Source organism: Paraburkholderia sp. OAS925 (assembly GCF_040543975.1).
In the GTDB taxonomy this organism is placed as follows: Bacteria; Pseudomonadota; Gammaproteobacteria; order Burkholderiales; family Burkholderiaceae; genus Paraburkholderia; species Paraburkholderia graminis.
In genome coordinates this window covers 254456-269090 of record NZ_JBEUNO010000001.1, presented here as the reverse complement: position 1 = coordinate 269090, position 14635 = coordinate 254456, and the positions used below count along the sequence as shown (strand labels likewise).

Sequence of the window (14635 nt, the reverse complement as noted above, 5' to 3'; positions counted from 1 at the left end):
AATCCGCTTCGTGTGCGCCCGTGTGGCGCACCGTCCGGGCAACGGTCTGGGCGATCCCATCGAAACAGCGCCTTTGCGCGAGTGAAGAATTGAGTATCTAAAGGAAAAGCGATGAGTACTACTGCTTTGGTAGAAGGCAAGATCGTACAGTGCATCGGCGCCGTTATCGACGTGGAATTTCCGCGTACGGACATGCCGAAGATTTACGACGCGCTCATTCTCGAAGGTTCGGAACTGACCCTCGAAGTCCAGCAACAGCTGGGCGACGGCGTTGTCCGTACCATCTGTCTGGGTGCATCCGACGGTCTGCGCCGCGGCACGGTCGTGAAGAACACCGGCCATCCGATCAGCGTGCCGGTCGGCAAGCCGACGCTCGGCCGGATCATGGACGTGCTGGGTCGTCCGATCGACGAAGCCGGTCCGATCAACTCGGACGTGGTTCGCGGTATTCACCAGAAGGCTCCGGCGTTCGACGAACTGTCGCCGTCGACCGAACTGCTCGAAACCGGCATCAAGGTTATCGACCTGATCTGCCCGTTCGCGAAGGGCGGTAAGGTTGGCCTGTTCGGTGGCGCCGGCGTGGGCAAGACCGTGAACATGATGGAACTCATCAACAACATCGCTAAGGAACACGGTGGTTACTCCGTGTTCGCCGGTGTTGGCGAGCGTACCCGCGAAGGGAACGACTTCTATCATGAAATGAAGGACTCGAACGTTCTGGACAAGGTCGCGCTGGTGTACGGCCAGATGAACGAGCCGCCGGGCAACCGTCTGCGCGTCGCGCTGACCGGCCTGACGATGGCTGAGCACTTCCGTGACGAAGGTCTCGACGTGCTGTTCTTCGTCGACAACATCTACCGTTTCACGCTGGCCGGTACTGAAGTGTCGGCACTGCTCGGCCGTATGCCGTCGGCAGTGGGCTATCAGCCGACGCTGGCTGAAGAAATGGGCAAGCTGCAAGAGCGTATTACGTCGACCAAGACCGGCTCAATCACGTCGGTTCAGGCCGTGTACGTCCCTGCGGATGACTTGACCGACCCGTCGCCGGCTACGACTTTCGGCCACCTGGACGCAACGGTCGTGCTGTCGCGTGACATCGCTTCGCTGGGTATCTACCCGGCCGTTGACCCGCTCGATTCGACCTCGCGTCAGATCGACCCGAACGTGATCGGCGAAGAGCACTACTCGATCACGCGCGGCGTGCAGCAAACGCTGCAGCGCTACAAGGAATTGCGCGACATTATCGCGATTCTGGGCATGGACGAACTCGCGCCGGAAGACAAGCTCGCCGTGGCGCGCGCTCGTAAGATCCAGCGTTTCCTGTCGCAGCCGTTCCACGTCGCTGAAGTGTTCACGGGCTCGCCGGGCAAGTACGTTCCGCTGAAGGAAACGATCCGCGGCTTCAAGATGATCGTTGAAGGCGAGTGCGACCACCTGCCGGAACAAGCCTTCTACATGGTCGGCACGATCGACGAAGCCTTCGAAAAGGCCAAGAAGATCCAGTAAAGGTCGGGTGTAACGAAGCGGGCGCCGGAGTCCGCGCTTATTGGATGCTCTGGGCATCCCACACGCGAAGCCGGTGCCTCTCACTACGCTCAACCCAGGAGTCGACATTTATGGCAACTATCAAGGTAGACGTCGTCAGCGCGGAAGAGCAGATCTTCTCGGGCCAGGCGAAGTTCGTCGCGCTGCCGGGCGAAGCAGGTGAACTCGGCATTCTGCCGGGCCACACGCCGCTCATCACGCGGATTCGTCCGGGTGCGGTGCGCATCGAAGCTGAAAACGGCGAAGAAGAGTTTGTGTTCGTCGCCGGCGGCATTCTCGAAATCCAGCCGGGCGCTGTGACGGTTCTCGCCGACACAGCAATCCGCGGCAAGGATCTCGACGAAGCCAAGGCCGAAGACGCGCGCAAGCGCGCGGAAGAAGCACTGCAGAACACGGGCTCGAACCTCGAGTATGCAACCGCGCAAGCGGAACTGGCGTACGCGACGGCTCAGCTTGCTGCGATCCAGCGTCTGCGCAAACTGCGCGGTCAAGGCTAAGCAGCACGTTTGAGAAAAAGTAGAGAAAAAGCAGCCCGCGTGGCTGCTTTTTTTTGACCTCGACTTGACGTTTACGGAAAGGTAATCGACATTATGTGTCCGTGACCGCCCGCGCGACTGCCGGCCACGAAGAGCCTTCGACACGAGCGGACCTGCTGCGGGTAAGACTTGATGCCGGACGACCGCGCGCCGGTGGCACAATCGGTTTCAAAATCATTTCAATAGGGCGAATTGCTCACGGAGACAGCACCATGGCAACGCAAGTGTCAGGCGAAGGCGCAATCATCCAGCCGAAAGACGGGCTCTCGTACGTCCGTGGATCGACAGACATTCCGTTGAGCGAAGCGACCATCGGCGAGTTTTTGCGCGAGACCGTCAGGCGCTTTCCGGACCGGCCCGCGGTGGTGTTTCGAGAGCAGCGAATTCGGTGGACATGGAAGGAATTCGCCGACGAAGTGGACATTTTGGCCGCCGGATTGCTCGCGCTGGGCATTGCGAAGGGCGATCGCGTTGGCATCTGGTCGCCGAATCGCGTCGAATGGCTGCTGACGCAGTTCGCGACGGCGGGCATCGGCGCGGTGCTCGTCAACATCAATCCGGCTTACCGGCTTTCCGAGCTCGAATACGCGCTGAACAAGGTCGGCTGCAAGGCGATAGTCGCGGCGGAGCGCTTCAAGACGTCTATGTATCTGGAGATGCTGCAGCAACTCGCGCCCGAGCTTGCGACGCATGCGCCCGGCGATCTGCATGCGGCTCGATTGCCGGAACTGCGCTACGTCATCCGCATGTGCGACACCGAAACGCCGGGCATGCTCAGCTTCTCCGACTTGATCGAGCAGGGGCGTGCGACCCTCGACGTCGCTCGGCTCGATGCAATCGGCGAGACGCTGTCGTGCCACGAGGCGATCAACATCCAGTTCACCAGCGGCACGACCGGCAATCCGAAGGGCGCGACGCTCACGCATAGCAACGTGGTCAACAACGCGCGTTATATCGCGATGGCCATGAACCTGAGCGAGCAGGACGCGCTGTGCATCCCCGTGCCGCTGTATCACTGCTTTGGAATGGTGCTGGCCGTGCTGGCGTGCGTGTCGGTGGGCGCGAACATGGTATTTCCGGGCGAGGCTTTCGACCCGGCGGCGACGCTCGCGGCCGTCACCGAGGAGCAGTGCACGGCTTTGCACGGCGTGCCGACCATGTTCATCGCGGAACTCGATCATCCCGACTTTGCCTCGTATGACCTCTCGCGCCTGCGCACGGGCATCATGGCGGGCTCGCCGTGCCCCATCGAGACGATGAAGAAGGTCGTCTCGCGGATGCATCTGAGCGAGATCACGATTGCTTATGGCATGACGGAGACGAGCCCTGTGTCGTTCCAGAGCTCGACCACCGATCCGCTCGACAAGCGCACGACCACCGTCGGCCGAATCCAGCCTCACCTGGAGGTGAAAATCATCGATCCGCTTGGCAACATCGTACCGGTCGGCGAAACGGGCGAGCTGTGTACGCGCGGCTATTCGGTGATGCAGGGCTATTGGGGCGACGAAGAAAAAACGCGCGAGAGCATCGTGGATGGCTGGATGCACACCGGCGATCTGGCGACGCTCGACGCCGAAGGCTATTGCAACATCGTCGGCCGTCTGAAGGACATGCTGATTCGCGGCGGCGAGAACGTCTATCCACGCGAGATCGAGGAGTTCCTGTTCCGCCATCCGAAGATCCAGAGCGTGCAGGTATTCGGCGTGCCGGACGCTAAGTATGGCGAGGAAGTGTGCGCGTGGGTCGTGCTGCGTTCAGGCGAACAGGCGACGGCAGAGGAAATCCAGCAGTTCTGTCATGGCCAGATCGCGCATTACAAGGTGCCCAAGTACATTCGTTTCGTCGACGAACTGCCGATGACCGTGACCGGCAAGGTGCAGAAGTTCGTCATGCGTGAGCGCATGATCGACGAACTGAAGTTGGAGCAAGGGAAGACCGCCTGAATGGCGCGAACGCAAAGCCATTGCAAAAAAAAAGAAGGCCGCCCTCGGGCGGCCTTCTTTCTCGCGGCAATCAACGCTGCACGCCGCGAATTTCACACATGACCGAATCGTCGAAACAGCGCGAACTAGCAGGTAAAAGCTGCCATCTTGCACTGCGCAAACGTTTGGCGAGACGAAAAAAAAGCGGGCCTGGAGCCCGCTAAAAACCACACGCTACGGGGTTAGCGCGAGGAGACCAAAGTAGGAACCAACTGAGACGACGACCCTGCGTCGACTACGGCCCCAGCAGGGATGCCCCTTCACAGGGCTTCGGCCTAAGCCGACCGGCAAGTGCATCGTATCCGCTCACACCACGCACCCCGCCACATCCGTGTTGAAACCGTTGAGGGCATTGTGGGCGAATTAATCCAGGAGCGCCGTAACAAAGTGTTTCAGGTTGTAACGCCCGCCAGATAAGGCGTTGCGGGATTTATTGCGGAAATCAACTGTTAAAAAAGCAAGTTTTACCGATGACTACGGCGCAATTTAATACGCTTGTTTCATGCTATTCGTGAAGCATGGCGCCGCATAAATCGTTAAGGCGATTCCGCATGAAATGGTTGCAGATTCATCTTTCCGATCATGAACCGCCGCTGTTACAACTCAATGGACGATGCCCAAAATTTTCGCAGCGACGCTTGCAACCATGAATGCGCCGCAGCAAAGGGAGTCGGCGTCAAAAGCGCACGAGGGTCTGTTCACCGGTCCAGCCAGGTTTCAGTCTCGTTCGACTCGCGCCAAGCTCACGCCGCCCGCGTTACATTAAGCAGCCCGGGTTTCGTGCAGGCATAACCACACGGGCAGCCGTTGGAAGTAGAGCCTCGCGCGGCCGCGCGCCGTCCTCGAGCGCATCAAGAGCGCACCGAGAAACGCCACGGCCGCACCATCACCTCACTTCAACCACTTATCCGACACGGCCTGATATTCGCCCGTAGCTCGCGCCAGGTGCAGCCATTGGTCGACGTACTGCTGGAAAGCCACGTCGCCGCGCGGCAACAGCCACGCCTTTTCGCCGTACTGGAACGGCTTGTCCGGATGCACCGAGCACAGGCCGGGATTGAGCTTTTGCTGTAACAGGGTCTCGGACGCGTCCGTCACCATCACATCGGCTTTGCCCGCGAGAATCTGCTTGAAGATCGTCACGTTGTCCGGATAGACGGTCATGTTCGCGTGCGAAAAGAACTGCTTCGCGAAACGTTCGTTGGTGCCGCCCGGATTCACGATCACGCGCGTTGCGGGCTGGTCGATCTGCGCCACGGTCTGATACTTGTTGACGTCGTCGCAACGGACGATCGGCGTTTTGCCGTCGACCATATAAGCCTGCGTGAAGAACGCGCGCTTTTGCCGCTCGAGCGTCGGCGAAACACCGCCCACGCCGATATCGCACTTGGCGACGAAGTCGTTCATCAGGTTCGACCACGAAGTCTTGACGTACTCCGCCTTGACGCCGAGCGACTTGGCAAGCGACTCCGTCATGTCGATGTCGATGCCTTCGAACTGGCCGTCCGTCTTATAGAACGAATACGGCTTGTAGTCGCCGGTCGTACAGGCCCGCAGCGTGCCGCGAGCGAGAATGTCATCAAGCCGCGAAGCTGTCGCGGGTGTGCCGGACGCTTGCGCCTGAACCGCGCCACTGTGGATTAGTACGCCCGCCACGACGCTGAGCAATGCGAGTGCAACCTTCTTCATTGAGTCTCCTTGGTTATGCGTTGTTATAAGGCTGTCGGATGATAGCCCGGCAATTTTGCCTTGAACATCGGCCGTTCGGCCAGGTTGCAGTAGGGCGACCTTCTGCCGAAAATGGCCTGAACTCGCGCACCGCAGTTATTGCCCGCATTGGACGGAATGCGGCGGCGTCGTCCGGTAAAATGCCCCTTTGCCCTCAGTCGCACGCAACGTGGCCCATAACCTCCTAAACGACACTTTCCTGCGCGCGCTGCTGCGCCAGCCCACCGACTACACGCCCGTCTGGTTGATGCGGCAGGCTGGCCGCTACCTGCCGGAATACAATGCCACGCGAGCTCGCGCAGGCAGCTTTCTCGGGCTCGCGAAAAACCCGGCCTTTGCAACGGAAGTCACGCTGCAGCCGCTCGAGCGCTATCCGCTCGACGCCGCGATTCTGTTCTCCGACATCCTGACGGTGCCGGACGCCATGGGCCTCGGCCTCGAGTTCGTCGCCGGCGAGGGGCCGACATTTGCGCGGCCGGTGCGCACCGAAGACGACGTTGCGCGCCTCGCCGTGCCGGACATCGACGCCACGCTGCGCTACGTGACCGACGCCGTGCGCGAGATTCGCCGTGCGCTGACGGACGCGCAAGGCCGTCAACGCGTGCCGCTCATCGGCTTTTCGGGCAGTCCGTGGACATTGGCGTGCTACATGGTCGAAGGCGGCGGCTCGGCCGACTTCCGCACCGTCAAGTCCATGCTCTACGCGCGCCCGGATCTCATGCATCGCATTCTCGAGATCAACGCCAGCTCGGTCGCGGCGTATCTGAACGCGCAGATCGAAGCCGGCGCGCAGGCCGTGATGATCTTCGACACGTGGGGCGGAGCGCTCGCGGACGGCGCCTATCAGCGCTTTTCGCTGCACTACATCCAGCAGGTCGTGAATCAGTTGAAGCGCGAGCATGACGGTGAGAAGGTGCCGGTCATCACGTTCACGAAGGGCGGCGGTCTGTGGCTCGACGAAATCGCCGAGACCGGTGTCGACGCGGTCGGCCTCGACTGGACGGTCAACCTGCGCAACGCGCGTGAGCGCGTCGGCGGCAAGGTGGCGTTGCAGGGCAATATCGACCCGTCAGTCTTGTTCGCGCCGCCTGCCGCCATCCGCATGGAAGCGCGGGCCGTGCTGGACAGCTTCGGCAATCATCCGGGGCATGTGTTCAACCTTGGCCACGGCATCTCGCAGTTCACGCCGCCGGAAAATGTCGCCGAACTCGTCGACGAAGTGCATCGCCACAGCCGCGCGATTCGCAGCGGCGCGCATGCACCCGCCTGACGTTGCAATTCCTACCGTTTTTTGCTGCGATGCAGCACGCTGGGCTCTGCAACTAAGGGAAAGTTCGCGGGTTGCGGGCCGTCAGCAGGCACTCTCGCAGTTGTCAAGACTTGACTTATACACATTGATCACGTTGCGGCGCGGTAGAAGCTTTAGTCGTGTCGGAACCCTTGCGCGTTGCCCGCTTATTTGATCTCAGCCTTGTCTGGCAAGGGTTTCGCGGCTTCCGCGAGAAATGTGCGGAATCCCACAGAAGGCCGCTGCGGCGCGGTTTGCGGGCCGTTGGAGCGAAGTTCTCAACAAAGTTATCCACAGGCGTGCAGGGTCGACAGCAATTGTTCAGCCGAATCCAAAACTTAGCGCCGAAATTGAAGTTTTACTTTAAGTTCGGGCGGGCAACTCATCGTCGGGCGATTCCGGGCGCGGACCGCGGTGCCGGGACGCGGCTCGCCGTCGCCAGAATCCACGCTGGCCGATGACTACTGCCGTGTTCGTTCGCGTCGCGCTGGATCACCCGCTGCCGACCCTCTTCGACTACCGCTGGAACATGTCCACGGCGGCCGTGCCGGGCACGCTGGTGAGCGTGCCGTTCGGCAAGCGCGACGCGGTGGGGCTCGTGTGCGAAGTGACCGCCCACAGCGAGGTGCCCGCCGATCGTTTGCGCGCGGTGAACGGTGCCTGCACCGCATGTCCGCCGCTGTCGGCCGAATGGCTCCGGCTTGCTGCCTTTGCCGCCGACTACTACCAGCGCGGTCTTGGCGAGGTGGCGCTGCCGGCGTTGCCGCAGGCGCTGCGCGACGCGTCGCGTTGGTCGCGGCTGCTCGCGCCGGAAGAGCGCTACAGCCTGACGCCGCAAGGCCACCTGGCCTTGGCCGACGCTTTGCCGGCGCGCGCCACCGCGCTGCGAAGCCTGGCGCAGGCGCTCGCCGCCAACGACTTTCTCTCTGCCGCCGACGCCCGCGCGCTGCACCCAAAAGCCATCGCGACGCTCGCCGCATGGCAGGCCGAAGGCTGGGTTGCACTTGAGCTTGTCGATGCCGCCACAGTCCTGCCGGCCCTGACATCCACAGCCACGCCGCCGCCGACGCTCCCCACGCTCACCGACGAGCAGGCCGCCGCCGTCGAAGCGATTCGCGACGCACGCGGTTTTGCCCCGTTCCTGCTGCACGGCGTGACCGGCAGCGGCAAGACGGAAGTCTATTTGCGCGCGCTCGCGGAAATTCTCGCCGCCAATGCGGACGCGCAAGCGCTCGTGCTCGTGCCGGAAATCAATCTGACGCCGCAATTCGAGGCGGCTTTTCGCGCCCGCTTCGCGGCGCTGGCCGACACGGCGATCGTCACTTTGCACAGCGGCCTTGCCGAAGGCGAGCGAGCGCGTAACTGGTTCGCGGCGCACACCGGCCGCGCGCGCATCGTGCTGGGCACGCGGCTCGCGGTGCTCGCGTCGCTGCCGCGGCTCGCCGTGATCGTCGTCGATGAGGAGCACGATCCCGCTTACAAGCAGCAGGAAGGGCTGCGCTATTCGGCGCGCGACCTCGCCATTTATCGCGCGAAGCAGCTTGGCTTGCCGGTCGTGCTCGGGTCGGCCACGCCGTCGCTGGAAAGCTGGTGGCAGGCCGATCAGGGACGCTACAAGCGGCTCACGTTATCGCGCCGCGCAGTCGCCGATGCGGTGCTGCCTACCGTGCGCCTGATCGATCTCGAAGAGGAACGCCGGCGCGGACGCGCTTCCGTCGAAGGATTATCGGGGCCGCTGATCGCGGCGCTGAAAGCGCGGCTCGAGCGCGGCGAGCAAAGTCTCGTATTCCTGAACCGGCGCGGCTACGCGCCGCAGCTCGCGTGCGACGCCTGCGGCTGGGTCGCCGGTTGTCCGCGCTGCAGCGCCTACGTCGTTTTGCACAAGCCCGAGCGCGCGCTGCGCTGCCATCACTGCGGCTGGGAATCGCGCATTCCGCGCTCGTGCCCGGAATGCGGCAATGTCGACATCGAGCCGATGGGCCGCGGCACCCAACGCGTGGAGGAAACGCTGGCGAGCGCGGTGCCGGGGGCGCGCGTGCTGCGCATCGACGCCGACAGCACGCGCCGCAAAGGCAGCGCGCAAGCGCTTTTTTCAGATGTGCACGCCGGCGAGGTCGACATCCTCGTCGGCACGCAGATGATCGCGAAGGGGCACGACTTTCAGCGCGTGTCGCTGGTCGGCGTGCTGAACGCCGACACCGCGCTCTTTTCGCACGACTTCCGCGCGAGCGAACGCCTGTTTGCGCAACTGATGCAGGTCAGCGGCCGAGCCGGCCGCGCCGGCTTGCCCGGCGAGGTGCTGGTGCAGACGCGTTATCCGCGTCACGCGCTTTATCACGCGCTTGGGCGCCACGATTACGTCGGCTTCGCCAATTCGACGCTGGCCGAGCGGCGCGACGCCCACTTGCCGCCGTTCGTCTATCAGGCGCTGCTGCGCGCCGAGGGCCGCACGCTCGAGGCCGCGCTTGCGTTTCTCCAGCAGGCCGCCGCCGAACTCGCGGGGATTCCGGCGGCCGAGCGCGTGACCGTCTACGACGCGGTGCCGCTCACCATCGTCAAGGTGATGCATGTGCATCGCGCGCAATTGCTTGTCGAGAGCGCGTCGCGCGCCGCACTGCAAGCCACGCTGCGCGCATGGCAACCGTTGCTGCGCGGTTTGAAGGGCGTGCTGCGCTGGAGCCTCGAAGTCGATCCGCTCGACATCTGAGCCCAAGGCGCGACGGACTCAACCGTCAGTATCGACACCGGCTGCGCGCCGTGCGGGCGCGTGCTCGCACCGTATTCGAATAGCTCGCCGCGGGAGTCGGAGCCGCAGCGGCGACACGCGTCGCTGTGCGCGTCCCCAATACCGCCGATGCCCGCGACGAAACCGGCGCGCCACGCGCCGCCAGTTGCCGGTATCGCGCGGAAGATCTGTAGTCGCTGGAACAAAGCATGGTGGCTCTCACGGTGTTCGCTTCTTCACGTTCGCCTTCCGGCGCCGGCCGCTCACCGGCACGTCGCGCTCGCGCCGCGCAGTGAGCGCTCGCTCAATCGTTTAATGCAGCCTGCGCGTCGCCGGCGGACGCGCGTCCTTCAGCAGGCTCGCGCTTGCCTGACGCGCCCGTGGCGCCGCGAATAAACAGCACAGCGCAGGTTGCGCACATCGCCCAGATGCCCAATACGACCAGCCACTTTTCCATTTCGCTGTCCTTAACCCCGTGCCGTTGTTGTTGGCGCGCCATCGCGTCGCGCCGGCTATGACTTCTTTAACGGCGCGCCGTCCGGTTTGATAAGGGCTGATGCAAAAGAAATGACGCCAGGGAAAATACCGATCCTTACCGCGCTCGCCGGCTGCGGCGCCACCGCCCGCAAACCCGCGTCGAATAAGGGTTTCGCTCGGGTGCAACCAATCCGGCGCAGCGGTTGCACCTTTTTATTGAGAGGGGTACGATTCGGCCAACTTTTAGTCTTTCACCAGCATTTCGTCTGGTCTCCGAAGAAGGAAACATGGCTAGCACCACCCTTGGCGTCAAGGTCGACGACCTCCTGCGTTCCCGGCTGAGAGATGCCGCTACGCGCCTCGAACGCACTCCGCACTGGCTGATCAAGCAGGCGATCTTCGCGTACCTCGAAAAGATCGAACAAGGCCAATTGCCGCCGGAACTGTCGGGCGCGGCCGGTTCGGCCGAGATGGGCGACGGCGCGGCGGTCGAGCATGACGAAGACGGCGCCGCGCATCCGTTCCTGGAGTTCGCGCAGAACGTGCAGCCGCAATCGGTGTTGCGCGCGGCGATCACCGCGGCTTACCGTCGGCCGGAGCCGGAATGCGTGCCGTTCCTGCTCGGCCAGGCGCGTCTGCCCGCCAAGCTCGCCGACGACGTGCAGGCGCTCGCCGGCAAGCTCGTCGAAACGCTGCGCGGCAAGAGCAAGGGTGGCGGCGTCGAAGGACTGATCCACGAATTCTCGCTGTCGAGCCAGGAAGGCGTCGCGCTGATGTGCCTCGCCGAAGCACTGCTGCGCATTCCCGACCGCGCCACGCGCGACGCGCTGATTCGCGACAAGATCAGCAAGGGCGACTGGAAATCGCACGTCGGCCAGGCTCCGTCGATGTTCGTCAACGCCGCGACTTGGGGCTTGATGATTACCGGCAAGCTCGTGACGACCAACAGCGAGACGAGCTTGTCGTCGGCGCTCACGCGTCTGATCGGCAAGGGCGGCGAGCCGCTGATCCGCAAGGGCGTCGACATGGCGATGCGCCTGATGGGCGAGCAGTTCGTCACCGGCGAGAACATTTCCGAAGCACTGGCGAACAGCCGCAAGTACGAAGCGCGCGGTTTCCGCTACTCGTACGACATGCTCGGCGAAGCGGCCACGACCGAGGCCGACGCGCAGCGCTACTACGCGTCGTACGAGCAGGCGATTCACGCGATCGGCAAGGCGGCGGGCGGCCGCGGCATCTACGAAGGGCCGGGCATTTCGATCAAGCTGTCGGCGCTGCATCCGCGGTACTCGCGCTCGCAGCAGGAGCGCACGATGAGCGAGCTGCTGCCGCGTGTGCGTTCGCTCGCGATTCTCGCGCGCCGCTACGACATCGGCCTGAACATCGACGCGGAAGAAGCCGACCGTCTGGAGATCTCGCTCGATCTGCTCGAAGCGCTGTGCTTCGATCCCGAACTGGCCGGCTGGAACGGCATCGGCTTCGTGGTGCAGGCTTATCAGAAGCGCTGCCCGTTCGTGATCGAATACATTGTCGACCTCGCGCGCCGCAGCCGTCACCGGATCATGGTGCGCCTCGTGAAGGGCGCGTACTGGGACACGGAAATCAAGCGCGCACAAGTGGACGGCCTCGAAGGCTATCCGGTCTACACGCGCAAAATCTATACGGATGTGTCGTATCTCGCGTGCGCGAAGAAGCTGCTCGGCGCGCCCGACGCGGTCTATCCGCAGTTCGCCACGCACAACGCGCATACGCTGTCGGCGATCTATCACCTCGCGGGCAACAACTACTATCCCGGCCAGTACGAGTTCCAGTGTCTGCACGGCATGGGCGAGCCGCTGTACGAGGAAGTGACGGGTCCGGTTTCCGCAGGCAAGCTGAATCGTCCGTGCCGCGTCTACGCGCCGGTCGGCACGCATGAAACGCTGCTCGCGTATCTCGTGCGCCGTCTGCTCGAGAACGGCGCGAACACGTCGTTCGTGAATCGTATCGCCGATGAAAACGTCGCGATCGAGGACCTGATCGCCGATCCGGTCGAAGAGGCGTCGAAGATCGTCCCGCTCGGCGCGCCGCACGCGAAGATTCCGCTGCCGCGCAACCTGTATGGCACCGAGCGTCTCAATTCGATGGGCCTCGACCTGTCGAATGAGCATCGTCTCGCGTCGCTGTCGTCGGCGCTGCTGGCGAGCGCGAATCATCCGTGGCGCGCCGCGCCGATGCTGGCCGACGATCAGATCGCGTTGGGCAACGCACGCGACGTGCGCAATCCCGCGGATCATCGCGATCTGGTCGGCACGGTGGTCGAAGCGAGCGCCGAACACGTGAGCGCCGCATTGGCGCACGCGGTCGCCGCCGCGCCGATCTGGCAGGCGACGCCCGTCGAAGCGCGCGCCGATTGCCTCGCGCGCGCCGCCGATCTGCTCGAAGCGCAGATGCATACGCTGATGGGTCTCGTCGTGCGCGAGGCGGGCAAGTCGCTCGCGAACGCGGTGTCGGAGATTCGCGAAGCCATCGACTTCCTGCGTTACTACTCGACGCAGATTCGCAGCGAGTTTTCGAACGACACGCATCGTCCGCTCGGGCCGGTTGTCTGTATCAGCCCGTGGAATTTTCCGCTGGCGATTTTCATGGGTCAGGTCGCCGCCGCGCTCGCAGCCGGCAACACGGTGCTCGCGAAGCCCGCGGAGCAAACGCCGCTGATCGCCGCGCAAGCCGTGCGGATTCTGCGCGAAGCAGGCGTACCCGCGGGCGCCGTTCAGCTTCTTCCGGGCGACGGCGAAACGGTCGGCGCCGCACTCGTCGCCGATGCGCGCACGCGTGCCGTGATGTTCACCGGCTCGACGGAAGTCGCGCGTCTCATCAACAAGACGCTGTCGAGCCGCCTCGATCCCGAAGGCAAGCCAATTCCGCTGATCGCCGAAACGGGCGGTCAGAACGCGATGATCGTCGATTCGTCGGCGCTCGCGGAACAGGTGGTCGCGGACGTGATGCAGTCGTCGTTCGATTCGGCCGGCCAACGTTGCTCCGCGCTGCGCGTGCTGTGCTTGCAGGACGACGTCGCGGACCGCACGCTCGAAATGCTGACGGGCGCCATGCGTGAGCTGACGGTCGGCAATCCGGACCGGCTGTCGACCGACGTCGGCCCCGTGATCGACGTGGAAGCGAAGCGCGGCATCGACGCGCACATCGCCGCGATGCGCGAAAAAGGCCGCAAGGTCGAACAACTGCCGCTGCCGGAAAATTGCGCGCAAGGCACGTTCGTCCCGCCGACGCTGATCGAGCTCGACAGCATCGACGAATTGAAGCGCGAAGTGTTCGGCCCGGTGCTGCATGTGGTGCGTTATCGCCGCAGCCAACTCGACGCCCTGCTCGAACAGATCCGCGCAACCGGCTACGGCCTGACGCTCGGCATCCATACGCGAATCGACGAAACCATCGCGCATGTGATCGGCCGCGCGCATGTCGGCAACATCTACGTGAACCGCAACGTGATCGGCGCGGTGGTCGGCGTGCAGCCGTTCGGCGGCGAAGGTTTGTCGGGCACGGGTCCGAAGGCCGGCGGCGCGCTGTATTTGCAGCGTCTGCTCGCGAAGCGCCCCGCTGGTTTGCCGAACTCGCTCGCGCAGGCGCTCGTCGCCGATGTACCGCAACGCGCGGAAAACAGCGACAATCCGTCGGCCGCGCTGACTGCATTGACGGCGCTGCGCGATTGGCTGATCGCCGAACGCGAGCCGCAACTGGCCGCGCGCTGCGACGGTTATCTGTCGCATATGCCGGCCGGTGCAACGGCGGTGCTGACCGGACCGACCGGGCGAGCGCAACACGTACACGCTGGGCGCACGCGGCACGGTGCTGTGCATCGCTTCGACGGCAAGCGGCGCGCGCGTGCAGTTCGCGGCCGTGCTGGCTACGGGAAATCGTGCGCTGTTCGAAGGCGCCGCTGGTGAACAATTGGTCGCGCAACTGCCGGCGTCGCTGAAGTCTTATGCGAGCGTGCGCAAGAATGCCGACACGCCGTTCGACGCGGTCCTGTTCGAAGGCGATAGCGACGAACTGCTCACGCTCGTGAAGGAAGTGGCGAAGCGCCCGGGACCGATCGTATCGGTGCAAGGCGTCGCGTCACGCGCGCTCGAAAACGGCGACGAAGACTACGCGCTCGAACGTCTGTTGACGGAGCGCTCGGTCAGCGTGAATACGGCAGCCGCCGGCGGTAATGCGAATTTGATGACGATCGGTTGAGCGAACCTCATCGATCGCGCAGGAAAACGCCGGGCCGCCCCAAGTTTTCTTGCACCCCCTCGGGGGGCCTGGTGCGAAGCGCCAGGATTTGGGGGCGGTCATCAAAACGGAAGCGGTA

The 14635-nt window shown here is 63.6% G+C and carries 7 protein-coding genes and 1 pseudogene; 6 read left to right on the top strand and 2 right to left on the bottom strand.

The window, feature by feature from the left end; genetic code table 11:
• The first annotated feature begins 111 nt into the window (after window positions 1–111).
• From atpD to ABIE53_RS01200, 3 genes are all read left to right on the top strand, one after another.
• Window positions 112–1506 carry a F0F1 ATP synthase subunit beta gene (gene atpD / locus ABIE53_RS01210; protein ID WP_006050849.1) on the top strand — a complete coding sequence of 465 codons (1395 nt, stop codon included), beginning with the start codon at window positions 112–114 and terminating at the stop codon, window positions 1504–1506.
• A gap of 110 nt (window positions 1507–1616) precedes the next feature.
• A complete protein-coding gene (locus ABIE53_RS01205; protein ID WP_006050850.1) occupies window positions 1617–2042 on the top strand; it encodes a F0F1 ATP synthase subunit epsilon in 426 nt (141 codons plus the stop codon).
• Between the two features lie 251 nt (window positions 2043–2293).
• Window positions 2294–4024, top strand: coding sequence for an AMP-binding protein (locus tag ABIE53_RS01200; protein ID WP_192700423.1), 1731 nt, complete (start codon window positions 2294–2296; stop codon window positions 4022–4024).
• Between the two features lie 930 nt (window positions 4025–4954).
• On the opposite strand, the gene ABIE53_RS01195 is transcribed toward ABIE53_RS01200, so the two are convergent.
• Window positions 4955–5752 (bottom strand): transporter substrate-binding domain-containing protein, encoded by a 798-nt coding sequence (locus ABIE53_RS01195; protein ID WP_006050852.1) that lies wholly within the window; start codon window positions 5750–5752, stop codon window positions 4955–4957.
• Between the two features lie 208 nt (window positions 5753–5960).
• Here ABIE53_RS01195 and hemE point away from each other — a divergent pair, with 208 nt between their 5' ends.
• Both hemE and ABIE53_RS01185 read left to right on the top strand, forming a co-directional pair.
• Window positions 5961–7061 (top strand): uroporphyrinogen decarboxylase, encoded by a 1101-nt coding sequence (gene hemE, locus ABIE53_RS01190; RefSeq protein WP_006050853.1) that lies wholly within the window; start codon window positions 5961–5963, stop codon window positions 7059–7061.
• Window positions 7062–7536: 475 nt separating this feature from the next.
• Window positions 7537–9786 carry a primosomal protein N' gene (locus ABIE53_RS01185; protein ID WP_114156626.1) on the top strand — a complete coding sequence of 750 codons (2250 nt, stop codon included), beginning with the start codon at window positions 7537–7539 and terminating at the stop codon, window positions 9784–9786.
• Between the two features lie 322 nt (window positions 9787–10108).
• Here ABIE53_RS01185 and ABIE53_RS01180 read toward each other — a convergent pair whose 3' ends face one another.
• Window positions 10109–10261, bottom strand: a complete 153-nt coding sequence (locus ABIE53_RS01180; RefSeq protein ID WP_006050855.1) for a hypothetical protein — start codon at window positions 10259–10261, stop codon at window positions 10109–10111.
• A 307-nt stretch (window positions 10262–10568) separates the two neighbouring features.
• Between ABIE53_RS01180 and putA the strand changes: the two are divergent.
• A pseudogene (gene putA, locus ABIE53_RS01175) lies at window positions 10569–14517 on the top strand (trifunctional transcriptional regulator/proline dehydrogenase/L-glutamate gamma-semialdehyde dehydrogenase).
• Window positions 14518–14635 lie beyond the last annotated feature (118 nt).